A 24,860-nucleotide genomic window follows, 5' to 3' on the forward strand; every position below is an offset into this window, starting at 1 on the left:
GAAAACCCCCATTCTTTATCGTGGCTAGAGGAAAGGTGTTGTTGCGTATGCTGAATGCTGAATATGTTCCCAATACTTTGTTTCCGAATCAGGAATTTTACCGACTACTCGACGGGGCAAACAGGATCATGAATCCGAAAAACTACCCCAAGCAGATCGAACAGTTTCTAATGCAGGAGAAGGGGGGCTTGGAGTCAATATTTAGGCGAATTTCCTACGATTGCATCGTGGAAATAGGATGCTTTGATGGATCGAATTCCACTTGGGTTCGGGATTTCTGCATTCAATATTACGGAATAGACGTAAACAGTGAGGCAATTTCACGGGCTGCTCGACTCGGTCGTGCGGATGCCAATGTGAAGTTTCTATGCATTTCTGCCGAAAACTTTGTTCCTGTTCTGCGATCAAGTCTCGAAGGCTTCAAAAGAAAAGCGGTTTTTCTACCATTCAATATTGTTGGCAATTTCATTAACCCAGCGGGAATCCTCAAAAATTTCTTCGATGCAAATTTTGATATCGTGATGTCTGTGTTCAATACAAAGTCCGAAACGGTGGTTGGAAGGCATCTGTACTATCAAAGATGCTTCGGAACGGAGGAGGAAATCGAGGTACACGAGACGGGTGATGGAATCTTGTTCAGGGTCGGGGATGTTTTTCAATCTATGGCCTACAGTTCCGAAAAATTGCGCAGCATTGTCGAGTATGTTGGTGTAGGCAATTTTTCCTGTAACCACCATACGAAATATGGTGAGTTGCATGTCATTTCAAAAGTACCAGTCGAGGGGTGGAGATGATCGAATTTCAGGAAGACCATGTTGTGGTTCGCAATGACGAAGGCCAGTATTCAATCTGGGTTGCGAGTAAAAAAATACCTTCTGGCTGGTATCAGATCGGAAATCCGATGTCCAGAGAGAATTGCCTGAAGTACATAGAGTCGAACTGGCTGGACATGCGGCCGGCTAGTTTGCAGGGGCTCGATCGGGTCGGTGAAAAATTCCGTGATTGATTTCTTGATTTCTATACTCCAACCACTTTCTCCAATAAATTGGTTATGCCGGGGCTGCTGAGAAATGAATACGTTAATTGCTGACTTCGCTGCTGCAGATGCTAATGCAGCGAATTTGATCGGTAAAGCAACGAGCTACCCACTTTCCTCTGCGCAGGAGCGCATGTGGTTCATGGATGAAGTGGGAAACTCTGGGGCCGCTTACAACATAACCTTCGCGGCACGAATCTACGGTCCCCTCGACTCCGCCTGCTTTCTTTCAGCGCTTCGAGAAATTACCGAGCGGCACGAAGTTCTCCGAAGCCGAATTTTCTGCTCTAACGATGGCACGCCGCGGATGGAGATTCAGCGGCAAATTGAGATTCCGTTGTTCACGGGTGAAGTTACCGAGGAAGAAATAGAAGATGTCATTAATAAAAGGCTCAACGAAAAAATTGATCTGTGCGCGCCACCGCTGTGGCGTCTTGATTTGTTGCGTCAGTCCATCGATCAGTTCGTCATTGTCGTGTGCATGCATCACATCATCACGGATGGCTGGTCCGTGCGGCTGTTTTTTGAGGAGCTTTTTGAATACTATGAGGGTTTTCAAGGTATCGGGAAAGTCGAAAAAAAAGCGCCTGCCAGACAGTACGGAAGTTACTCGATCGAGCAACGAGCGCCGCATGTGCAGGCTGGTTTGAAAGATCTCCAATCGAAATGGATCGAGCGTATTGTCGGCGCGCCCACACAGCTCGAACTGCCTACTGATTTTCGCCGTGCATCGTCCCGGTCATTCCTTGGAGCTTCTTTGAAGCGTAGTCTTGATTCCTGCGTTTTGGAAAAGGCTCGGAGACACGCACGCGACCGCGGCCTTACGTTGTTCGAGATCATTGCAACTGCCTTCACATCTGTTCTTCACAGATGGAGCGGACAAAATGAAATTCTCGTGGGAATTCCGTTTTCCGGCCGTAGCGATCGCTTGGAAAGACGGACTCTCGGACTCTTCGTGAATCCTGTCGTTGTCAAAAGCGTACTTGATGATGGTGATACGGCCGATCTGCGCTTCGATAAAATATCGAAAACACTACGGGAGGCTAGGACTTACGAAGCGATTCCCTTTGAAAGGGTCGTCAAGGATCTCGGGAATGTGTTTGATCGATCGCAGCATCCTGTATTTCAGGTGATGATCAATTATGTTCCCTATGCCGAGCGGCAGTTGCGCAGCACGAATCTTAAATTTCAGCAGATAGAAATTTCCCGAAATCTGTCCCCGCTCGACATTACGCTGTACATCGAAAAGTCGATTGATGGCGGCATAAACCTCACCCTGCAATATGACATCGCGCTCTTCAAGTCCGAAACCATCGACGAACTTGCCAGGCAAACAGAAGCAATGCTCGCGGCAGTCTTGGAGGATCCGAAGGTACTTGTCCAGCGAGTGGATTTGCGAAAATCCGTACCCGACGGTGCCATCGTCAGGTCTGAAAAACATTCGTCTGATCCCCTAGTATTGGAAAAATTTTATCGTCATCTTCATGAGGGTCGAGCGGACGCTTACGCTGTTCAAGATGCCGAAGGCAAATGGACCTATGGGCAGCTGGCCAGTGCGGTGTCCATCATTTCGGAGACGTTGTGCAGTGGTGGCTTCCAACGCGGTGATGCCGTTGCGTTGCTCGCGACTCGCTGCAGCGCCCTCCCTGCGGCCATATTGGGTATATGGCAGGCAGGAGGGACCGTATTCATCGTCGATCCTGCTTCTCCGAAAGCGCATGTCGAGCGCCTTCTTTCTGCTGCCAGGGTCAGTGGCATCATTTCGGTAGGGGGTGGAACAAGGGAGGTTGCTCTGGAACTTGCCGTCCCCGATCGACTGCTTCTGCTGGATATTCCGTCCATCGGTTTTCTGATTCCGGCCCAAGTTGACCCGTCACCCCCGCTCCCTGTGCAACAGCGGCCCGCTCCCGAGCAGGTGGCCTATTTAGTCTCGACATCCGGCACCACGGGAGAGCCAAAGATTGTGGCGACCTCGCACCGCGCCCTGAGCCATTTTCTTGAATGGCAAGCGAGGGTTTTCGAGATTTCCCGATCCGATCGGGTCTCAGTCCTCTCGGGGATCGGCCACGATCCGATATACAGGGATCTCTTTGCACCACTGTGGTCCGGCGCAACCTGTTGTCTTCCATTAGAGGAAACAAGGCGCGACGTCGGTTTGGGCGAATGGGTCGCGAAAAGCCAAATCACGGTGATGCACGTTACCCCGGCACTGGCGCGCTTGGCGGTGCTCGAAGCGCGCGAACTGTGCGCACTCAGGCTCATCTTCCTGGCGGGGGAGAGCGTCCTGGCAAGCGATGTTGCCGCTATACGAAGAATCGCTCCCAATGCGGACGTAATCGGGTTCTACGGCGCGACTGAGACGCCCCAGGCCATGGCTTGGCATCGATTCGATGCCGCAGAACAGCGCGACAACCTCGTCGGCAAACCTATCAGCGATGTCCAGTTGCTGGTCCTCAATCCTGTGGGGGTGCCCTGTGCGATCGGGGAGCTGGGTGAAATCCATGTGGCGACCGAATACCTCTCCTTGGGCTATGTCGGGGACGCGCGCAACACCGCGCTCAAGTTTATTCCTGCTCCGTGCGCCTTGGGTGGAAGGATCTACCGGACCGGCGACGGGGGGCGGCTCGGCATCGATGGCTCCGTCATCTTTTGTGGTCGAAAGGACACCGAGGTCAAGCTCCGTGGTTTTAGGGTGAATTGTTCGGAGATCGAAGATCTGATACTCGAGCTCGGTCTGGGTGCCACCGCCGTTGCAGTGCTCCCGTTTCTCAACGCCCGAGGCGAAAACGTGCTGGCCGCCTACATGGTTTGCCCGGGACAGGAGCCGGATATTGTTCGACGGTACGGCGATGCCCTGGCTGCGATCCTGCCTTCCTACAAAGTGCCGAACGTCATTTGGAGCGTCGACCGGATTCCGCTCACGCGAAACGCCAAGGTCGATCGCGCGGAGCTCGCTCGCCGCGCTATGGAAATCTCACAGTCAACGCTGTCGAAGATTTCTCCGAGGACGGAGACGGAAGCGAGGTTGTCGAGGATATGGGGCGATGTTCTTGGCATGGAGGCGGTTGGCATCGAGGACAACTTCTTTGAGCTTGGCGGGCACTCGCTGCTTGCGACTCAGGTTATATCCAAGGTGCGCCAGAGCTTCGAACGGGACGTTCCACTCAAGGCTCTCTTCGAGGCACCCACGGTGGAGAAGCTTGCGCGTCTGATAGACAGCATGGTGCCCGTCGAAGGGCACTGGAGCATTGCACGGCGGGATATATCGCAGGCGCTACGGCCGTCGTTCGCTCAGGAGCGCATGCATTTCCTGCACAAGCTCGATCCTGGCAGCGCCGTGTACAACGTGCCGGCGGTGTTTCGTCTCAGGGGCAGACTCGATCTCCAAGCACTGAGTTCCAGCGTGCGGGATCTGCAACTTAGGCATGAGACACTCCGGACGACGTTCGAGGATAAGCCCGACGGGGGCTGCTATGTTACGGTTCACGACGCGCCTCTGGCAGTGCTTGAGATGGAGGACTACAGCGGCCTTGCTGATCCCGTGGGCAACGCGCTGGCTAGCGCCGAGCGCGAGGCGCACGAAGCCTTCGATCTGCGGCAAGGTCCGTTGCTCAGGGCTAGGTTGTTCAAGGTCGGGCAGGAAGACCATGTCCTGATGGTGGCGATGCATCACATCGTGACCGATGGCTGGTCCATGTCCATCCTGGTTGCGGAGATTCAGGAGTTCTATGCGGCGCGTTGCGCGGCGCGTGCGCCGGGGCTGGCACCACTGAGCATCCAGTATGGCGACTATGCCGCTTGGCAAAGGCAGGCATTGACGGGCAAGCGCTTGGATCATCTGAGCGCCTATTGGACACAGCACCTGGCATCACCTCCGGCAGCTACGGAGTTGCCTTTCGATCGGCCGCGTCCAGCCATGCAGACCTTCAGGGGCGGGGTCGTTCTGGACAGCTTCGACGCATCGCTGTCGCGGCAGCTTGATCTGTTGGGGCAGAAATTCGAGGCGACGACATTCATGGTGCTGTTGTCGGCGTTCTATGTGCTGCTGGGCAGATATGCGAACCAAGAGGATCTGATCATCGGCACGCCGATCGCCAACAGGAATCACGCGCAAATTGAACCCTTGGCCGGACTGTTCGTGAACACGCTGGCCTTGCGCGTGGACGCATCGGGAGACCCGCGCATTGTCGATTTGTTGGAGCGTGTGAAGGCGATCACGCTGGCGGGCTACGCCCATCAGGATATGCCTTTCGAGAAAGTGGTGGAAAGCCTTCATCTTCCTCGCGACTTGAGCCGCTCACCTCTGTTCCAGGTGCTGTTTGCGTTCCAGAACACACCGCCATCGCAACTTGCGCTGACGGGACTGGAGGTCGAGGCGGTGGACCCGGTTTCGAGCACTGCCAAATTCGATCTCAGCCTCTATGCGAGTCCAGCGGGGGCGAAGGGCTACAGTCTGAGATGGGAATACAACGCGGATTTGTTTGAGTCGGCGACCGTGGAGCGCATGCGCCAGCACTTCAGGCGGGTGGTCGATGCGATGACAGCGAATCCGTGGGTTCGCCTGTCGGAGATCGACATCCTGACAGAACAGGAAAAGCAGCAGATCTCAGCGTGGAACAACACGGCACAAATTTACGATCAGTCTCCGGTGCACCGGAAATTTTCACTGGTTGCAAAGAAATACCCGAAATCACGCGCAGTGTCGTTGGGGGACGAGTACCTGTCCTTCGAGGCGCTAGACAAGCAATCCGGTCGGCTTGCGAATTATCTTGCGCGAGCGGGTGTCTGTCCAAGCGATACAGTCGGATTGTGTTTGGAAAGAAGCATCCAGCTCCCCATTGCAATCCTGGCCGTTCTCAAGGCGGGGGCGGTATGTGTACCGCTGGATACCAGCTACCCGATGGATCGCCTTCGATTCATGGTCAGTGATGCCAATATCAAGGTCCTGATAACGCAAAGAAGCCTGTCGCACTTAGATATATCCAGTTCGATCCAGATAATTTTTGCAGATGAGGAATTTCAACAATCGACAGAACCAGAAGAGAGCTTAAACTATCCTTCGCGACCTGAGGACCTGTCCTACATAATTTTCACTTCCGGCTCAACCGGTCGCCCGAAGGGTGTCGGGCAGACCCATAAAATGCTGGCTAATCTGGTGGCCTGGCAGCTCGCTGAATCGAAGCTACCAGCGGAAAGTCGAACGCTCCAATTCTCTCCGATGAGCTTCGACGTATTCTTCGATGAACTGTTTTCTACCTGGCTTGCCGCAGGGGAATTGGTGTTGGTAGACGAAGGGACTCGTAAGGATTCCTTCGATTTGCTGAGCCTCATCCAAGCTCGGGAGGTCGAGAGAATATTTGTCCCGTATGTTGCACTGCAAGGCATTGCCGAGGCCGCGTTGTTGTTGAAATCCATGGGCAGTCTGCGACTCAAGGAAGTAGTTTGTGGAGGGGAACAGCTACAGGTTTCTGGGCAAATACGGAGCATGTTCGCAAAGCTCGACGGAGCGTTGCTGCACAACCAATACGGCCCTACCGAATCTCATTTCATCACGGGGCATCGTCTGGAAGGAAATCCGTTCGATTGGGAGGATATACCGCCGATCGGAAGGTCTATCAACAACTCTATTGTTCATGTACTTGACCAGTATCTGAATCGGGTGCCGATCAACGTATTCGGTGAGCTATATCTGAGTGGAGACAATATCGCGCGAGATTATTTCGGGCGACCTTCGCTGACGGCAGAACGATTTCTTCCGGATCCTTTTGGACGTCCGGGGGAACGGATGTACCGGACTGGTGATGTCGGGAAAATCCGATCTAACGGGGACATCGAATACCTCGGGAGAGCGGACAGCCAAGTGAAAATCCGTGGCTATCGCGTCGAGCTTGCAGAAGTGGAGCAGGCTTTCATGTCAACCGGACATCTCGTTGCTTGTGCAGTGGTGGTCCAGAAGTCCGCAAGCGGAATCAAATCCCTTTGCGCCTTTGTAGTCTTCAAAACAGGCGAGGATGGCCGATTGAAGTCCATCAAGGACCATGTTGGTTCGATCCTGCCAGACCATATGGTGCCGAGCCGGATTCAGGCCATTAACGCGCTGCCTTTGACGCCGAGTGGAAAGATCGATCGGCTTTCCCTCGTCCAGAATATTTCCGTCATTGCAAATGACCGCATTGCTCCGAGGACGGAGACGGAAGCGAGGTTGTCGAGGATATGGGGCGATGTTCTTGGCATGGAGGCGGTTGGCATCGAGGACAACTTCTTTGAGCTTGGCGGGCACTCGCTGCTTGCGACTCAGGTTATATCCAAGGTGCGCCAGAGCTTCGAACGGGACGTTCCACTCAAGGCTCTCTTCGAGGCACCCACGGTGGAGAAGCTTGCGCGTCTGATAGACAGCATGGTGCCCGTCGAAGGGCACTGGAGCATTGCACGGCGGGATATATCGCAGGCGCTACGGCCGTCGTTCGCTCAGGAGCGCATGCATTTCCTGCACAAGCTCGATCCTGGCAGCGCCGTGTACAACGTGCCGGCGGTGTTTCGTCTCAGGGGCAGACTCGATCTCCAAGCACTGAGTTCCAGCGTGCGGGATCTGCAACTTAGGCATGAGACACTCCGGACGACGTTCGAGGATAAGCCCGACGGGGGCTGCTATGTTACGGTTCACGACGCGCCTCTGGCAGTGCTTGAGATGGAGGACTACAGCGGCCTTGCTGATCCCGTGGGCAACGCGCTGGCTAGCGCCGAGCGCGAGGCGCACGAAGCCTTCGATCTGCGGCAAGGTCCGTTGCTCAGGGCTAGGTTGTTCAAGGTCGGGCAGGAAGACCATGTCCTGATGGTGGCGATGCATCACATCGTGACCGATGGCTGGTCCATGTCCATCCTGGTTGCGGAGATTCAGGAGTTCTATGCGGCGCGTTGCGCGGCGCGTGCGCCGGGGCTGGCACCACTGAGCATCCAGTATGGCGACTATGCCGCTTGGCAAAGGCAGGCATTGACGGGCAAGCGCTTGGATCATCTGAGCGCCTATTGGACACAGCACCTGGCATCACCTCCGGCAGCTACGGAGTTGCCTTTCGATCGGCCGCGTCCAGCCATGCAGACCTTCAGGGGCGGGGTCGTTCTGGACAGCTTCGACGCATCGCTGTCGCGGCAGCTTGATCTGTTGGGGCAGAAATTCGAGGCGACGACATTCATGGTGCTGTTGTCGGCGTTCTATGTGCTGCTGGGCAGATATGCGAACCAAGAGGATCTGATCATCGGCACGCCGATCGCCAACAGGAATCACGCGCAAATTGAACCCTTGGCCGGACTGTTCGTGAACACGCTGGCCTTGCGCGTGGACGCATCGGGAGACCCGCGCATTGTCGATTTGTTGGAGCGTGTGAAGGCGATCACGCTGGCGGGCTACGCCCATCAGGATATGCCTTTCGAGAAAGTGGTGGAAAGCCTTCATCTTCCTCGCGACTTGAGCCGCTCACCTCTGTTCCAGGTGCTGTTTGCGTTCCAGAACACACCGCCATCGCAACTTGCGCTGACGGGACTGGAGGTCGAGGCGGTGGACCCGGTTTCGAGCACTGCCAAATTCGATCTCAGCCTCTATGCGAGTCCAGCGGGGGCGAAGGGCTACAGTCTGAGATGGGAATACAACGCGGATTTGTTTGAGTCGGCGACCGTGGAGCGCATGCGCCAGCACTTCAGGCGGGTGGTCGATGCGATGACAGCGAATCCGTGGGTTCGCCTGTCGGAGATCGACATCCTGACAGAACAGGAAAAGCAGCAGATCTCAGCGTGGAACAACACGGCACGTCACGAGGAATTCAGGTCCATCGTTCAGATGGTCGAGGAACGGGCACAGAGCCAGCCCGAGTCTGTGGCCATCATTCACCGCAATCGTCGCGTAAGTTACCGAGATTTGGTCCATCAGGCGACCCTTGTCGCCAACGGCCTATTGGCGCGACCGTGTTTTGTCGGCCGACCTATCGCGATCATTCTGGATCGAACGGTTGAACTGCTCGCAGCTCTTCTGGGTGTCCAGAAAAGCGGAAACTTCTATCTGCCGATCGATCCGAGCCTGCCGGACCAGCGGATAAGTTACATCCTGGAGGATTCAGGGGCTGCGCTGATTATCGGGAGCAGCGAGCAAATCGACAGAATTGCCCGAATCTCAAGGTTGGAAATGTGCGGTGTTGACGACTTGATCCGGATGCCGTTCGTTGAGAGGAGTGGAGCATATGTTTCGATAGCGGAGGGGGATCCCGCTTACGCAATCTACACATCGGGCTCTACTGGATCGCCAAAGGGCACCGTGATCAGCCACAAAGCACTAGTCAATTTTTTGCTGGCGATGCGCAGTGCTCCGGGGATCGGTGCGGAAGACACCGTCATGGCGATTACTTCAATATCCTTCGATATTTCCGCCCTGGAGATATATCTTCCGTTGATCGTCGGGGCTGCAGTGGTCCTCGTTGGTTCGGAAGATGCCAAGGACGGAGCGTTTCTCGCGAATCGGATAGAAGAGCATTCCGTGACGCTTGTTCAGGCAACGCCCTCGACCTATTCGCTGATGCTGAAGAACGAATGGGCTGGCCGTCGAGGATTGCGATTGCTTTGCGGTGGAGAAGCGCTCCCGAAGGAACTGGCCCGCCAGCTTCTCGAGCGTTGCGACGAGTTGTGGAACATGTACGGTCCCACCGAGACCACAATCTGGTCGCTCATCAAGCGGATCGTCGATCCCGACCGGATAGGCCTCGGCCGGCCGATTCGAAACACTACGATCCATGTCGTGGGTAAGAGTGGGGCACCGTGTCCGACGGGCGTTGTCGGCGAACTTCTTATCGGTGGGGAGGGGCTCGCCGATGGCTATCTGGGTCGCCCTGCGCTGACAGCCGAAAAATTCATCCCGTCGTCGGATGGCAAACCCGGAGAGCGACTTTATAGGACCGGCGACGTCGTAAAGAGAACCTCCGATGGGGAGCTTGTGTTTATGGGACGGGCCGACAGCCAGGTCAAGATTCGGGGCATGAGAATCGAACTCGGTGAAATCGAAGCCGTGTTGGAGACCCACCCCATGATCGAACAAGCAGTGGTCGTCGTGAGTCTGCAGTGCGATCAGCAGGTGATTGCCGCGTACGTCACCACCAAGCGCGATAGCTTTGAAGATACCGCGTCCATTCTTGCGCATGCCCGTGAGTTTTTGCCAACCTACATGGTCCCGATCACGGTTAGGCTGCTCGATAAGCTGCCGCTAACCGCAAATGGAAAAATCGACAGAAAATCCCTAACTCTTTATGAGATTTCGAGCGGATCGAAGGGGGCGAAACCTATATCGGACCTCGAAGTCGAGGTGGCGGGCATCTGGGCGGAGGTGCTTGGCAGAAAGGAAATCTTTCTCGAAGAGAATTTCTTTGAAATCGGAGGAAATTCCCTTTCCGCAGTTGCGGTTGCGTCGGCGGTCTCCTCCCGACTTCAAAAGGAAGTGCATGTGAGGCATATTTTCGAAGCGAGAAACCTGGCTGATTTTGTTGTTCGCCTGGCGCAGGCGCCGTTGCGTGCGAGCGGGATTTCTTGCCTCAAACAAGGTAGCGGTGCCCATTCGCTATATTTATTCCATGCACTCGGAGGAGGTGTGGCCGATTATTCCGCTGCAATCAATACACTGCGCAGTGACATATCCGTCTATTGCTTGACGGTGGATGCGCTCGGCGAGCTTCCTTCATCGGTCTCGGAAATGGCAAGGCAGTACGCGGTCAAGATCTTGACGCACCACCAGTCAGGCTCATGCGCTCTAGCCGGCTGGTCGTTTGGTGCCATCCTTGCTTTTGAGACCGCGAAACAGATGGAAGCGCACAGCTTTGTTATCGAGCGATTGATCCTGCTCGATCCACCTTCTCCAGGTTTCGATCTCGGTAAGAACATGGTTGACAACATCTGGCCACTTGGACTGTTCCTGGCTGATGCCATGGACGATGCGAACTTGGCGCGGCCAGATGTTGAGGTTCTTGAAGATATCCAGGCTAGGCCCGACCGGGACGAGGTCGCGATTGCTTTTGCGCGATCTCTTGGTCTTTTGCCAGCGACGTTGTCAAAGCATTTCATCCTGCAGCGGTCCGCGATCTACGAAAAAAATCGTGAACTGATGACGAATTACATGCCCACGGGGATCGCAAGAGTCTCTGCAAGCATTGCCTATGCTGCTTCCGCAAAGGACACACAATCCTGGAGCGAGCTTCTGCCGAGTTTGGATGTGATCGAAGTCATTGCCCCAACGCACCGCAAGGTTCTCTTGCAGGCTGGCCCCTTCATCTCACGCGCGCTAGATGCAAGCCGTCTCGTTGAGCTTGATACTATTTTTGAATCTGAGTGAATGATTTTCAATAAAATCATTCCCAGAAATTTTAGAAAACCAACAGAAGGTAGAAAATGAGATTGACTGGAGTTTTTAGAAATGATCCAATTGATATATTCCTGATTCTCACGATACCGTTGCAGGTGATGTCATTTGTTGCTCTCGCGTATTGGTATCATTCAATGGATTGGGTTTGGTTGATCTTTGCACCAATCCTGATGTTCCTGTTTTCGGTGCAGAATGCTGGTGCCAACCATAATCATTACCACACACCGATATTCAATTACAGATTCCTAAATACGCTCGCGCGTCTTGGGTTTTCTCTGACGGGAAGCCCGAAGACACCTTTTAATATACGCCACGGCATTCACCATGCGACTCAGCGTTCTTTCAACGATGTTTCCCTGCGCCAGATGCTGGGGATCAAGACAAATCCATTTTCCCAATTGGTCGATTTTGCCTTGTACGTGACGGAGGCAACAGGTTTGAAGTACATCGTGCTACTCGTGCTTCTACGCTATTGGTCGGTGGAGCGTGTTGCCACGCTGGCTGCACCGAATGAAATGGAAACGGCTACAAAGCTGTTTCAACGGTTGAAGTCTTCAGACATGCTGAAGAAGGCGTATGCCGATATCGCTGTTTGGCTGGGGTTTCGCGTGACTTTGTGCATCCTGGACTGGAGGTTTTTCTTCGTTTTCTTCATTCCCGTGACCTACATCATCACGAAAATAAGGGATGCGGATAACTATTTCCAGCACTGGGGCGCGCTGGATCCATTCGATGAAATGAGAGATTCGGTCAGCGCATATGGGTTCTTTTGGAACTTGCTGACTTTCAATCTTGGGTATCACCAAGAACATCATGTCAAGCCCGGTTTGCATTGGAGAAAACTTCCGGAAATCACGAAGACATTACCCTCCGACCGGCGATTTGTTGCCGGAAGCCAGTATTCGAATGGCCCCTGGAGCACGATGCGTGTTTGGGGGAGAGCACGACGTGCGTGAAGTGTCGAAGTACGGGATGTGGGTGATTATTCATTGTGCTTGCCCGAATGCAGGATATTTCGGGGCGGGATGCATCTTTCCGAACGCGATATGACTCCTCTCCCGGAATTCACCGAGCTGCTTCAAGAATTGATTAGGTTCGAGAGCATCAACCCATCAGGGAAAGAGCTTGATTGTGTGCACTATGCGCGCGACCTGCTTCTTCGACACAGGATACCAGTGCAAATGCATGCGCTCGATGAGAATCGGCCGAATCTCATTGCCAGAATTCCCGGTGCAGGTATGGCTCCGCCGCTGCTCTTGTATGGACATGCCGATGTTGTACCGGTGGATGGCCAGAATTGGTCGGTTCCTCCGTTTGAAGGGCGGATTCAGGATGGATTCGTATGGGGGCGGGGTGCTCTCGACATGAAGGGTGACCTCGCCATGCTGATTGTGGCTTTTCTGAAAGCCGCGAAGACTTCGCCGCCGGGTGACTTGATCCTGGCTGTGGTAGGCGATGAGGAAAGAGGCGGCCAATACGGCGCAGAGTATCTGGCTGCGAATCACGCCGATGCTTTTGAAGGGGTCAGACACGCGATTGGGGTGTTCGGTGGTTTCACCATGTCGATTGGCGGCCGGAAGATTATGCCCATCCAGATCTCGGAAATAGCCTACTGCTGCATTGATTTGGTATTTCATGGCGGCGGTGGACATGCGGCGACACCACCATCGACCACGGCCACCTCGGATGTTGGAAGGTTTCTTGTTGCGATGGCCAGGCATCCGATGCCCATACGTGTATCAGAACCCGCTCGGCAGATGCTGTCCGCCTTGGCGGACTTGATGAAAATCCCGTCGAAGAAAATTCTTTTCACTCAACTCAAGAGCAGGGCACTTGCGCCTTTCGTACTGAGTGCGATGGGACCGCAAATGCGGCGTGTCATTGAGCCACTGTTGCGAACCGTCATCACTCCGACCCTGATTTCTAGTGGAGTTTCGCGAAATGTTCTGCCCCATTCGATATCGGTCAAGTGTGATTGCCGACTGATACAGGGGGACACGGCGGAGGATCTGGAAAATTGCATTCGACGTCACGTGCCGTTGAACTGTGAAATAGAAATAAGGCCCTCCGCGCAAATAACAAAGGAGGTCGATTCTAGTCAGTTCCCTCTTCTTGCAAAAATTGCGCAGGAGTTCTTTCCGGACGTGACTCCTATACCCATGCTTCTGCCGACTGTGACCGATTCCCGGCATTTTGCTTCACTCGATATCCAGACATACGGTTTTCTTCCGATGATCCTGCCCTCGAATTTTGATTTCATGTCGATTATCCATGGAGCCGATGAGCGCGTGCCGATGGACGGGCTGGAGAAAGGAGCCGCTGTGATCGGTTCATTTAACGATCGCTACAGAGGTTGATGAAAATAATGCGGGTGAAATCATTTCAGGATTCGATGGCATTTAATGTTGCTCTGTTGTTGGTCCTGTCTCTGCTATGGGGGTGCTCTTACGGCTTGATCGCACTTGGCTTGCGGGAATTTCCTTTCGTGACTTTGATGGCCTTGAGAAGTCTTGTGGCTTGCCTTGCGCTGTTTGCCATTTTTTCCATAACACGGGTTCGAGTGAACCACAGCGTCGAGTTGTGGCGTATGTTGTTCTGGCAAAGCTTGGTCGGGAACACGATTCCGATGCTGCTCGTTGCCTGGGCGCAAAAAAGTGTCCCGAGCGCCATGGCAACTATTTTCGGAAGCACAATTCCATTGTTCATTTTCCTGATGGCACTCTTCGAGGGCGAGAAGATTTCAATCAAAACCTGCGTCGGCGCGGTTTTTGGATTCTTGGGCGTCGTCTTGGCGACTGGTGATGGGATCGGCGCTTTCACCTGGGAAAATATCCTGCCATACGCCGCGTTATTGCTATCGAGCTTGTCCTATGCCGTGGCTGCGATCTATGCAAAGAATCTGGCTCGCGTACCTTCTCTGTTTGCTGCAGCAGGTTCCATGCTATGGGCCTCACTAGTGCTCCTCACGATGAGCGTTTTATTCGAGGATTGGAGGCTTGCTAGATTCACCTTGAATTCGATGTCGACTGTATTGATTTTGGGGGTGTTCTGCACGGGAGTCGGATTCTGGATCCTCTTCAAGGTTAGAAATTCATTGGGTTCGATGGCAGCTTCATCCCAAGTTTATTTAAGGCTTCCTGTTGGAATTGCTTTCGGTGTATTTTTCCTCGATGAGAAGGTCGGCCTGATGGTAATTCTCGGTTCTTTTCTTGTTGCATTGGGGGTTATCGTCATTCTTTCCCCCGCCGATTGGTACGCCCGAGTTAAAAAGATGGGTTTTCGTCGCATATAGTGTGTAGGGTAATTTATTGAAGTGAAAATCATTAATTTAAAGAGTATGTAATGTCAAACGCAAGCACAGATCAAATCGACTTTCCCGTTCAAAATCAACTTGAAGCTTACAACGCCCGCGACATCGATGGCTTCATGACATGGTGGGCGAATGACTGCCAATACTATGCCTTCCCGTCCACGCTTTTGGCGGACGGTGCTGCCGAAATTCGCGAGCGGCATATCGAGCGTTTCAAGGAGGTGAACCTCCATGGTGTGCTGTTGGCGCGGTTGGTTGTCGGCAACGTCGTGATCGATCACGAGACCGTGACGCGCACATTCCCCGAGGGACCAGGTGAGATAGACGTACTTTGCATCTACGAGGTCGAACACGGCAAGATCGCTAAGGCTTGGTTCAAGATGGGAGAGCGAAGGCTACATTCTGGCGCTTAAACATCCATCGGTGTTGCCTTCTGGGGCTCTATGACGTTTTGAGTGGAACTTGACATCACACACACCTCATGATGGAAGTGGCTGCTGGTTGCCGTACTGGTTATAAATTGGTAGCCCCACAAGACCACGCACACCCATTCACCCCGATGAGCCTGAGCACAGAAGCCCTGTTCACCGCAGCCCTTGGTTTGCAAACTCCTTGGCAAGTCAAACACGTCGAGCTCAGCACAGCCAAGCGCCGCATCGACTTCGAGGTGCAATGCAATGCCAAGCGCCTGAGCTGCCCACACTGCGGCCATGAGGCCCAAGGCATACACGATAGGGTCAGCAAATCCTGGCGGCACCTGGACTTCTTTCAGTACGAAGCCTGGCTACATGCCGATGTTCCCCGTGTGGCTTGCACCGCCTGTGGCAAGACCACCATGGTGGCGGCTCCCTGGGCGCGCGAAGGCAGCGGCTTTACCCTGCTTGTTGGTGCCAATTCAAAATTGACCACCTGTGCCAACTGAATTTTGACCAGGGATCGAAGGCCGGGTGTTTGGCACCCGGCTGTGGATAACTCTACCTTCTTTTGGGTTTGGTCTTGATTTTGGCTACCTGATTGACGCCATCAGAAGGGCTCATCCAACGAAGTCTGGACGGCATCTTTTCCTGCCTGCTGTCTGGCCTTCTCCCGGGCTTTGCCCTGAACCCGTGTCTGCTTGGAGCTGTACCGGAAACGGTATGAATCGTTTCCCGTTTCCAGGATGTGGCAGTGGTGGGTCAACCTGTCCAGCAGTGCCGTGGTCATCTTGGCATCGCCAAACACACTGGACCATTCGGCAAACGCCAGATTGGTCGTGATCAGCACACTGGTGTGTTCGTACAGCTTGGACAGCAGGTGAAACAGCAGTGCACCACCGGCTTGGCTGAACGGCAAATACCCCAGTTCATCCAACACCACCAGATCCACGTTGAGCAGTGCAGCAGCAATGCGTCCAGCCTTGCCCTGCGCCTTCTCCTGCTCCAGCGCATTGACCAAATCCACAGTCGAGTAAAACCGAACACGTCTGCTTTGGCGGGTGACGCCCGCCACACCCAAGGCAATGGCCAGATGGGTTTTGCCCGTGCCAGGACCACCGATGAGCACCACGTTGTGAGCGGCCTCGGTGAACGACAGGTCGGACAGTTGTTCGATCAATGAACGGTCCACCACTGAGCCCGTGAAGTCAAATCCGGCCAGATCCCTGTGCAACGGAAACCGGGCGCTCTTCATCTGGTGAGCGATGGAGCGCATGTGCCTCTCGGCATGTTCAGCCCGCAGCAAATGCTCCATCAGCCAGCCTTCAGTCTGGAGCCCGTGGTGGTTGCCCTGGGCCTGCAATTCGCTCCAGGCCTGTGCCATGCCATGCAGTCGCAAGGCCTTGAGTTCAGCCAGTACGTCAGTTCGCATGCTCATCCCCCTGTGTGTCCACGGCAACCAGGGCGGTGGACTCTGCTGAATCCGTGGCCTCAGCACCACCAAGACAACGCAATCGGTCATACCGCGTGGTGTCGGCCCGCGGCGCATCCTTGAGCGTCAGGTGGGTGTGTACCGGTGGTGGACGCTGTGGGTCTTTCAGGCGGGCCAGCACGTTCTGGATGTGTTCGACACTGATCTGGCCACTGGGCGATGCATGCTCCAGCACCAATTCCACCGCCACCAGCACCGCATCCAGCCCGGAGGCAGGCACCAGTGACAGCACCTCGGCCATGAGCCGGTCTCCTCCTTCACGGCGCATCAGTGCCTGACGCAAACTGGCCAAGGGCGCTGGCAGGTCCATGAACGGGGCGCCGTTGCGCAAGGCCCCTGGCTTTCTTTGCACCAGATCGATGTAGTGCTGCCAGTCGTAAGCGGTGTGCCCACGGTCAGCCAGACGGGCATGGCTGGCCACCACACGCTCGCGTCCTGCGCGCCCTGAGACGGTTCGCTCGGTCGCCACTACCTCGACCTTGTTCGGATACAGCCGCGTACTGACCACTGTGCCCGCCCATTCGCAGGGCACCGAATATCGGTTGCGCGCCACCGTGACCAGGCAGGTGCTGCTGACACGGGCGGGCTTGTCCACGTAGCCATCAAAGGGATGTGGCATGCCCATGAGGTGCTCTTGCTCCAGCAACAGCACATCTGCGATGCTGCAATGTCGGTGCTGCGGGTGTGGCGTGTCGGCCCAGATGGCTTTGCAGCGTTCGCCCAGCCAGGCGTTGAGCTCGGCAAAGCTGCCAAACTTCCTCTCCCGGGCTTCGATCCAGATGCGCCGACGACTGTCTTGCACATTCTTCTCAACGACTCCCTTCTCCCAGCCGCTGGCGACGTTGCAGAAATCGGCATCGAACAGGTAGTGGCTGCACATGGCGGCAAAGCGGGCGTTGACCACGCGGCCTTTGCCTTTCTTGACCTTGTCGACCGCTGTTCGCATGTTGTCGTAGATGCCCCGTCTGGCCACGCCGCCCAATGCCGCAAAGGATCGGGTGTGGGCGTCAAACAGCATTTCGTGCCCCTGGCTGGGGTAGGCCACCAACCAGAACGCCCGGCTGGCACACAGTTTCATGTGGGACACCTGGGCCTGGTAGTACACCCCGCCCACGACGATGCCTTCTTCACTCCAATCGAACTGGAAGGCCTCGCCGAGCTCGAAGCTCAGCGGCACGAATGCCCGCTGGGGTTCTTTGCCGGATTGCTCACGCCAGGCCCGGATGAAGTTGGTCAGCGCGGTGTACCCGCCCTGATAGCCCTGCGCCTTGATCTGGGCGAACAGGGCGCGTGCCGTGCGCCTGTGTTCCTTGGGGCGGTGTGCGTCGGCTTTGAGCGCCGCAACCACCGTGTCTTCATACGCGCTGAGCTTGGTGGGCTTGCCTGACGACCGCTTGTATTTCGGTGCCTCGTCTTCCGCAGCCTTGAGCCACTTCTTGACCGTGTTTCTGGACAGACCTGTTCTCTTGGCAATTTCGCTGTTGCTCATGCCGTCGCGCAGCTTCATGCGCCTCACTCTTCCCATCATTTCCATGGTGATCACCTTTGGTTTGCTCCTGCCAAAAAATTCAGCAGCCGCGTGATACACCCTGGTCAATTTTGGGTTGGCACACCCCTCATAAAGTGGTCAGTTTTCGGTTGGCGTCAACAATCAGGCGTTGAGATTCGTCAGGGAGCAAGTGCTGTTCTGGTCTTTGCTTGTCCGCGCGCTTAGCTGGCCTGCAGCCGTTACTGTAGGTGTAGGCACTGTAGCTTTCGGCGCTATAATTTGCGTGAGTCAGCCTGTTTAATTCATATCTGTCAAAGGGATCTGCCATTCAGAGACATACCAAACGCTTCTTGGGCTTTCCTGAATCCACCGAACTTTGCGAGGGCCTATCTTCTGTTGGTGTTCATACAGTTGATAGGTTGCCTATACCATTGTTTGAGTCAGATATAGCCACTTGCTTGCTGACTTTCAACGAACTTAAATTTGATAGTTCGTATTTTGAACTTGCGACGATTGCTCAACCTCCGATTATCACTAAGAGTGTTAATAAGCGTATGGCTGAGTTCTTTTACGGCCGCTTGGCTGCTAAGTTGGTTATGTCCGATATTGGTGTTAATCATAACGATGTTTTGATTGGATCATCGGGCGAACCCTTGTGGCCGCTTGGTTACATAGGGAGTATTACTCATACTGCCGGTCTTGCGGCTGCCGTTTTTGCTCCTAAAACAGATGCATTTAGTGGAATAGGCATCGATATAGAGCGAGTCGCCAGACGTTGTGATTTTGAGGCGTTGCACGAATTAGTTATTGATGAAAGGGAGCGCGCATGCCTGCAGGGTTCTCCTGCTAAATTCACTGACGCAATGCTTTCAACTATTGCATTTTCTGCAAAAGAAAGTATCTACAAGGCGGCATTTTCTTCGGTTGGACGATTCTTTGATTTCAGCGCTGCACGTGTAATTGAGCCTCCTGACGATACTGGGAGACTGACGCTCGTAATTGCTGAAGATCTTGGAAAGAACTTCCAGCACGGTCGTCGATGTATGGTTGAATTTCGTTTGCTCCGCCCGGATGTAGTCTGTACTTTTTTTATATTGCAACCTTAATTCGCGATTTCAATAGCTGTCGCATCCCCAACGATCCCCAGTTTTTTCAACAAATTCAATGCCGCCTTACCTTTCAATGGTGTGACGGATGGAGTCTGATTCAATTTCGCCAGTTTGACCCGATTGGAGCGCAATGTTCGGCGACGTTGTGGGTCACGTTGGGTTGCTGGCTGAGCATCCGCGTTCTTTTGCGCGTCTGTATCTGCACCCACGTTCGCATCGCCACAGGAGCGCTTCCGTTCACGCTTGTACCTATTGGTGAAGAGGATGCGTCCCCCGCTGGCTTCCACCTCCAGCACATCCCCGACTCGCCAGTCTTCGGCGGCCAGGATCTCGTCGGGAATGGTCAGCAGCAGATCTTCTGAGCCATCAATGGGCTCCAGGTAAGTGGTATGGCTTCGCCGATATCCGTTCATGGTGCTATCTCCTCTTTCTTGGACCCGCCTGCCGCCACGTTGGGGATGCTTCCGAGTCAGCCGCCCCGGGAAAGGCCGGCCATTGACGCAACATGGCGGTCGAGTCGGATTGCGGGCGGCATGTGTTCACCGCATCGCTGACATTCACGCCGGAACCGGTCATCTGGCTGAAGGTCAGCTTTGTGTCGGTGACCGTGAGTTCGCCGGTGCCGGGTCAATGACTGCAATCGCTGCAGAGCTGACCTAAAACTAATGTGAGATGCTAAGCGTTGCTCAGCTTCCCGGTTACCGATCGACTGGGTTCTGAATACAGGTGCCTTTCAAGTGGTGCCAGCCTTGGATGTATAGACCAGGGTGACTGGAGCCGATGTCTTTATCCTGCCCAGAGAAGCCCTGGTAGATTTCGAAAATGCGCCCCTTCGACGGCCTTTTCCCTCAGTATCAGCTGCTGTCTTGGCTTCCAGATGAGACATTCTTCAGCCTGGTGAGTCGGCACCATTTTCTTTGGGGGCACACCACTGCGGCAAAGACCAGTGAGTTGCTCTTCGGGCGACCACGTGCAGGTGCCCATCACGATTTTCCGAACGCTCTGCAGGCATTCGTCGACCGAACGGGCGAGGCTGCAGGTGACGTTCGAACCATCGCGCAAGTACATACCCTGCTGAGGTACTACCAATCCTTCATGGCGTCGAATGAAGTCGATGATGCCATATGCACCATGGCCGGGCCCAACGTGTCCCATCTCAAGCTGAGATTGGGAATCCTGACCAGTCGATTTCGGTCGAACCATCCCCTCAAGGCATGTCCCCTATGCATGGAGCATGATGCACAGACCACCGGTTGGGCTTATTGGCACTTGCAGCATCAATATCCAGGTATCTGGGCGTGCGGATCGCACAGATTGCCTTTGCTTCAATCAACACTCAAGGCGACGGGGGTCCAGCGTTTTCAGTGGCTGTTACCCAATAGCGGTGACTTGCAGCACGTGCCAATAGACAATGCTCGTACCCTCGATGCGCTGATGAGCCTTTCAACGCTTGTTCAGAACATCGTCCGTCGAGGTGCTGAACAACCGCTTGCTGTTGCTCGCCTGCACGAGGTTTACCGGCATGAGCTGCGGCATCGTAATTGGATCACAAGTGCTGGCCACCTCAGGAGGTTTGAGATCTCCGGTGCGTTTCTCAAGTACGCTGAACTCATCAGGGGTGTTCCGGAATTTTCCGGACTACCCAAAGATGCTGCGGAAGCATCGACTCTACTGTCACGATTGCTCAGTCCTCCGCGCTCTGGCACTCATCCCTTACGCCACTTGATGCTCATCCATTGGTTGTTTGGAACGGCAGCGAAGTTCGAAGAGGTATGCGCGCAGGTATTCAAATCAGCAGAATTGCCAAGGATCGAAAGTAGACCTGCACCGGAGATTGACGTCGAGGATTCGCGTCGAGAACTCTTAGCTCGATTGATTCGTGAAGAGGGTCGGTCAGTGCGGCAGGCAGCCCGCGCGATCTGCATCGATACCCAGACCGCGATAGTTTGGGCGGGAAGCATGGGTCTCCACCTGTCAAAAAGACCAAAGAAGCTCTCTCCGATTGTGCGAGCGCAGGCAGTGAGGCAGTTGCAATTTGGCGCAGACAAAGCTGATGTCGCGGCAGCAGCTGGTGTATCAGTCGAAACCGTCACACGGATACTGCTGGGAGAGCCAGGTCTGCACGCTGCCTGGAGCGCATCAAGAGAGGCCAAAGTGCGTGACCGTGCGAGGGATGCTTGGCTGACTCAGCTTGAGGCCAATGGAGCCCTCGGCCTCAAGTGGATGAGGGAGATGGTACCGAGAGAATATGCGTGGTTGTATCGCAATGATCGTGCATGGTTGAACACCCACAAACCTGCCCCGATTCCACCTAGGAATCGTAAGCGGACGTCGCCCGTGGACTGGACTGCCCGTGACCAGGACTTGAGCACCCAAGTCAGTGAGACTGCGCTACATCTGATGACGGAGCGAGGTCTGCGTCGCGTCCGGCTTTGGCAGCTGTATCAAGCTATCCCAGAGCTCAGGGCCAAGATGAATTCGCTGGATTCCTTGCCCATGACGCGGCTGGCCATTGAGCTTGCCATGAAGGCCACGCCGCCTTCCGCCGATTCCTTTATCTAACTCTGTCCTGCCTCGGCAACTTGTTGTGTACTTGATATGCAAATATGTATTGAGATATGCTTTACGAATGATCGAATCAAAGTTACGCGCCCGTGCCGAAAACGCGCGCCGAGTCTGCAAAGCCCATGGGATCGCACAAGCCGACATCGCCGCACATGTCGGTGCAAGTCAACCCCAGGTCAGTCGGATTCTCAAAGGAGATGCGGTAAGGGCTTCGCGCTTGTTTGAAGAGGTCTGCCTCTTTGTTGAACGGTTTCAGGGTGGGGTCACCGCGGACGCTGTGCGGGCCAACCCAGACCTTATTGAGGCACTTCAAGCGACGTGGAATGGGTCAGCTTCACATGCCAAGGCCTTGGCAGCTGTCATTCGGTCACTGGCTGTCCTGAATCACACGATACCTGGTTCACCACAACGAGGAGAACGGTCATGAACATGCTTGTGCAGCCTTCGCCTTTGCCAGAGGAATTGGATCGCGGATACCTGGGCCGGATCATGAGGATCAATGGCTACAGGCATCTGAAGGAAATGACGGAGGCCATGGCAGCGCACTTTGGGCACGAAGGAACCAGCAGACGCGAGCTGACCGTCCATGCGCTGCTTAGTCGAATGGCGGCCATGTCTGAAGTTCAGTTTGCACAGCGGCACACCACCTTGCCGTTGCGACGAGGAATTACTTCATACCGCCCGGAAGTTGCCCATGGCAGTGAGGGGGAAGGCACGGCACTCAACTACACGGCGATGCAGAGAACGTATCACGCAGCGTACTTCTGTAAAGATTGTGTGGGTGCCGATGTTCACTTTCATGGGGTGAGTTATTGGCGCCGAGACCATCAAACCCCCGGGCAGCTATGGTGCTCAAAGCACATGACGCCGTTGCACTTTGTGTCGTCCGGGGATCCGTTTCTACATGCACCAGTTCAGTTCGTCGGCACCAGTGAAGCCATCCCGTACGGGTGGGTGGATGAGGCATTGAAAAACAGGTATGTTCTGAGGTTCCTGGATTTAGCAGCTGCACTTTACGATCAACCAAATCCATTCAGCGTTGCGCTACTGGCTCCAATGTTGGGTGACCTGGGCCGGTCCCTGGGGTTCAAGACCAATCCGGGGCAGAGCAAGGGAGGTCTGATCAGCGACCGAATCATCGAGGTGTTTCCTCGCCAATGGCTCGGGTCGGTTTTCCATGGAATCTTGGACAAGGAGCCTGGTTCTTTCTCACACCAGATCGACGGTGTGATGTATCTGAGAACTTCGGCGTCCTCTGTCACCGCTTACCTCTTGGTCTTGGCCGTACTGTTTGACAGTGCTGACGCGGGGATTAACGCGCTATCAGATGCTTGTCACAGTAGCCCTGCACCAGTTGGACGCCGCCATCGACGCGTACACAATTTACCTGATGACGATACCTTGATAGATCTGTATGTCGAGGCCATGGGTGCTCATAGTGAAGTGATGAAGAAGTTGGATCTTCCGGCTTACACAGTGAGAAAGGCACTTTTAGACCTCGGGCTCCCGACGCTTTCAGATGTGGACGACCCGCAGGCGATTGGCAGCGTTGCAGGCTTGAGAGCTTTTTATCTTCAACGGCTTTCTTTTGCAGCCAGTGCGAGGGTTGCAGGGCTGTCTGAGCACAGGTTCGAGGGGTTGCTGCGAATGTGCGGTCCCAATTTGCCCAAAGCCTTGAAGAAGATGAATCCGCAACACAGCGAAAGGCCTAGGGCCCGACGAGCAAAGCAGATCTTGCCAACGCAGATGGTCGCAATGATGGAGTCAGTTCATTGAACGGGCTCCATCATTGATACTCACATATTCGCTCTCAAGTACTCCCGACAGGGCCCCAGAACTGAGCCCAGAAGCTTTGGTCCCGGGTGACCAGGTCTTCGTATTTGTCCATGCGCTTGGGATCGTTACTGAGCAGGGCATCGACGGCGGGACCCACGGGAGCGAGATAGGAGTCCGCCGCCACGCGGAAATCATCAAGCCGCAGGTCATCTTCTTTGCGTTCAAAAGCCACACGATGGGCGGCGACCCACAAGGCAATGATCAAACGTTGCACACCTGCAGTTTTTTCCAGGATGAGTTCAGCCAGTTCATTCGAAACCGGTAAGGGCCGTGCGACGTACTGATAAAGGCCCAACCTGGGCAGAAATTGCTGTCGAAACACCGGGTCCTCAACGTCCGTAAAGTGCTTGAACGCGTGATAGCCGGAGGTCACGATTCGCTCGGCGTTGCTCAGTCGCCTGGTCAACGCGCTGATGCCATCGGGCGTGCCGGAAACCAGCAGCGGAATTTGCCATGTGTTCATCAATGTGAGGATCCACTTGATGCACTGATCCTCCACAATGCTGAGCTCTGGCGGCGCTTCTCCCACTTTGCGCCGCCTACGTCGATCCAGAGTTGAAAGCTTGAAGAAATTCTGGATTTCATCGAGATGCAGCAGCCCCAGGAAATGGGTTGATGCAACCTGTCTCCATTCTTCCAGCATCTGCATCCCGTTGCGCCACTCTCCATGCAGGGTGTTGTCAAAGCGGGTGCTCCCTGTGACCCGTTTCCAGGCAGTCATTAGTGCGGCAGCCAGGTCAGTTGCTTTGCCACTTGCAGGGACGTCGAGCGATAGCCAGACAACTTGTTGCAAGCCATTTGTCATCCGAAAGAACGACGCATGCTTGATGACCTGCTGTGGGTAGCTCCCCAAGCATCTTCTGATTGCTTGAGTCTTACCGGCGCCCGATACACCCTCCACGGCGGCTCCGAAGGCCGGAGCGTTAAGAGGTAGCTGGAATTGAACTGGCTCACCACTGATTTTGCTCCAGGTGCTCGCAGACGAAGGGTGCAGATGGTGATAGTTTTGACGGATCATCATGTCGATGGACTCGAAGAGTTGAAGCCCTTCGATGCTCGGAATGTAAAGGTTGCGTACGTCCATCAGCATGTGCAATCGAAGATGACGCGGAACGTTTCCGATATCTTTGGGCGGCCTTTTGGGCAGCGCAACGAGTGAACTCGCAACCTCCTGCCGAGCACGGATTGGGCCGAGCCCCTTAACTAAAATATTGTCA

Annotated in this window: 15 protein-coding genes and 1 pseudogene; 12 read left to right on the plus strand and 4 right to left on the minus strand. The window is 54.6% G+C overall.

Translation table 11 applies throughout. The features are described from left to right. Positions 1–47 precede the first annotated feature (47 nt). The 8 genes and pseudogenes from ACYVB7_RS04785 to ACYVB7_RS04820 all read left to right on the plus strand — a co-directional run. Positions 48–794 carry a methyltransferase domain-containing protein gene (locus tag ACYVB7_RS04785; protein WP_460505705.1) on the plus strand — a complete coding sequence of 249 codons (747 nt, stop codon included), beginning with the start codon at positions 48–50 and terminating at the stop codon, positions 792–794. After that, complete coding sequence (locus ACYVB7_RS04790) at positions 791–1,006, plus strand: MbtH family protein (RefSeq protein WP_460505447.1); 216 nt, start codon at positions 791–793, stop codon at positions 1,004–1,006. The genes ACYVB7_RS04785 and ACYVB7_RS04790 overlap by 4 nt, the downstream gene beginning before the upstream one ends. A 64-nt stretch (positions 1,007–1,070) precedes the next feature. Then, positions 1,071–11,399 (plus strand): amino acid adenylation domain-containing protein, encoded by a 10,329-nt coding sequence (locus ACYVB7_RS04795; protein ID WP_460505448.1) that lies wholly within the window; start codon positions 1,071–1,073, stop codon positions 11,397–11,399. A 56-nt stretch (positions 11,400–11,455) separates the two neighbouring features. After that, positions 11,456–12,385 (plus strand): fatty acid desaturase, encoded by a 930-nt coding sequence (locus tag ACYVB7_RS04800; RefSeq protein ID WP_460505449.1) that lies wholly within the window; start codon positions 11,456–11,458, stop codon positions 12,383–12,385. 69 nt (positions 12,386–12,454) lie between these two features. After that, entirely contained in the window at positions 12,455–13,786 is a 1,332-nt protein-coding gene (locus tag ACYVB7_RS04805) for a zinc-binding metallopeptidase family protein (RefSeq protein ID WP_460505451.1), read from the plus strand. Then, complete coding sequence (locus ACYVB7_RS04810) at positions 13,786–14,721, plus strand: DMT family transporter (RefSeq protein WP_460505452.1); 936 nt, start codon at positions 13,786–13,788, stop codon at positions 14,719–14,721. Before ACYVB7_RS04805 ends, ACYVB7_RS04810 begins: the two co-directional genes overlap by 1 nt. Positions 14,722–14,771: 50 nt before the next feature. Beyond that, positions 14,772–15,152, plus strand: coding sequence for a nuclear transport factor 2 family protein (locus ACYVB7_RS04815; RefSeq protein ID WP_460505454.1), 381 nt, complete (start codon positions 14,772–14,774; stop codon positions 15,150–15,152). Positions 15,153–15,298: 146 nt separating this feature from the next. Continuing rightward, positions 15,299–15,652, plus strand: a pseudogene (locus ACYVB7_RS04820) (transposase family protein); the annotation flags it as partial. A gap of 110 nt (positions 15,653–15,762) precedes the next feature. On the opposite strand, the gene istB reads toward ACYVB7_RS04820, so the two are convergent. Together istB and istA are read right to left on the minus strand one after the other, a co-directional pair. Further along, complete coding sequence (istB, locus tag ACYVB7_RS04825; RefSeq protein WP_460505455.1) at positions 15,763–16,584, minus strand: ATP-binding protein; 822 nt, start codon at positions 16,582–16,584, stop codon at positions 15,763–15,765. After that, on the minus strand, positions 16,574–18,178 hold the full coding sequence (gene istA / locus ACYVB7_RS04830; RefSeq protein WP_460505457.1) for an IS21 family transposase: 1,605 nt from the start codon (positions 18,176–18,178) through the stop codon (positions 16,574–16,576). Before istA ends, istB begins: the two co-directional genes overlap by 11 nt. A gap of 305 nt (positions 18,179–18,483) precedes the next feature. Here istA and ACYVB7_RS04835 point away from each other — a divergent pair, with 305 nt between their 5' ends. Then, positions 18,484–19,239: a 4'-phosphopantetheinyl transferase family protein gene (locus tag ACYVB7_RS04835; protein ID WP_460505459.1), complete on the plus strand. Its 756-nt coding sequence runs from the start codon at positions 18,484–18,486 to the stop codon at positions 19,237–19,239. On the opposite strand, the gene ACYVB7_RS04840 is transcribed toward ACYVB7_RS04835, so the two are convergent. Further along, the gene (locus ACYVB7_RS04840; RefSeq protein ID WP_460505461.1) at positions 19,236–19,655 is read right to left on the minus strand and encodes a hypothetical protein; all 420 of its coding nucleotides are present in this window, start codon (positions 19,653–19,655) and stop codon (positions 19,236–19,238) included. The two genes, ACYVB7_RS04835 and ACYVB7_RS04840, sit on opposite strands and share 4 nt — an antisense overlap. Before the next feature lie 92 nt (positions 19,656–19,747). On the opposite strand from ACYVB7_RS04840, the gene ACYVB7_RS04845 reads away from it, so the two are divergent. The 3 genes from ACYVB7_RS04845 to ACYVB7_RS04855 all read left to right on the plus strand — a co-directional run bounded on the left by ACYVB7_RS04845 (position 19,748) and on the right by ACYVB7_RS04855 (position 23,583). Then, a complete protein-coding gene (locus ACYVB7_RS04845; RefSeq protein ID WP_460505463.1) occupies positions 19,748–19,876 on the plus strand; it encodes a hypothetical protein in 129 nt (42 codons plus the stop codon). Positions 19,877–20,064: 188 nt separating this feature from the next. Continuing rightward, complete coding sequence (locus ACYVB7_RS04850; protein WP_460505464.1) at positions 20,065–21,804, plus strand: TnsD family Tn7-like transposition protein; 1,740 nt, start codon at positions 20,065–20,067, stop codon at positions 21,802–21,804. Between the two features lie 426 nt (positions 21,805–22,230). Then, positions 22,231–23,583, plus strand: coding sequence for a TniQ family protein (locus ACYVB7_RS04855; protein WP_460505466.1), 1,353 nt, complete (start codon positions 22,231–22,233; stop codon positions 23,581–23,583). Positions 23,584–23,617: 34 nt separating this feature from the next. Here the strand turns inward: ACYVB7_RS04855 and ACYVB7_RS04860 are convergent, their stop codons facing one another. Then, positions 23,618–24,733 (minus strand): AAA family ATPase, encoded by a 1,116-nt coding sequence (locus ACYVB7_RS04860; protein ID WP_460505468.1) that lies wholly within the window; start codon positions 24,731–24,733, stop codon positions 23,618–23,620. Positions 24,734–24,860 lie beyond the last annotated feature (127 nt).

This window comes from Hydrogenophaga soli (assembly GCF_054777695.1).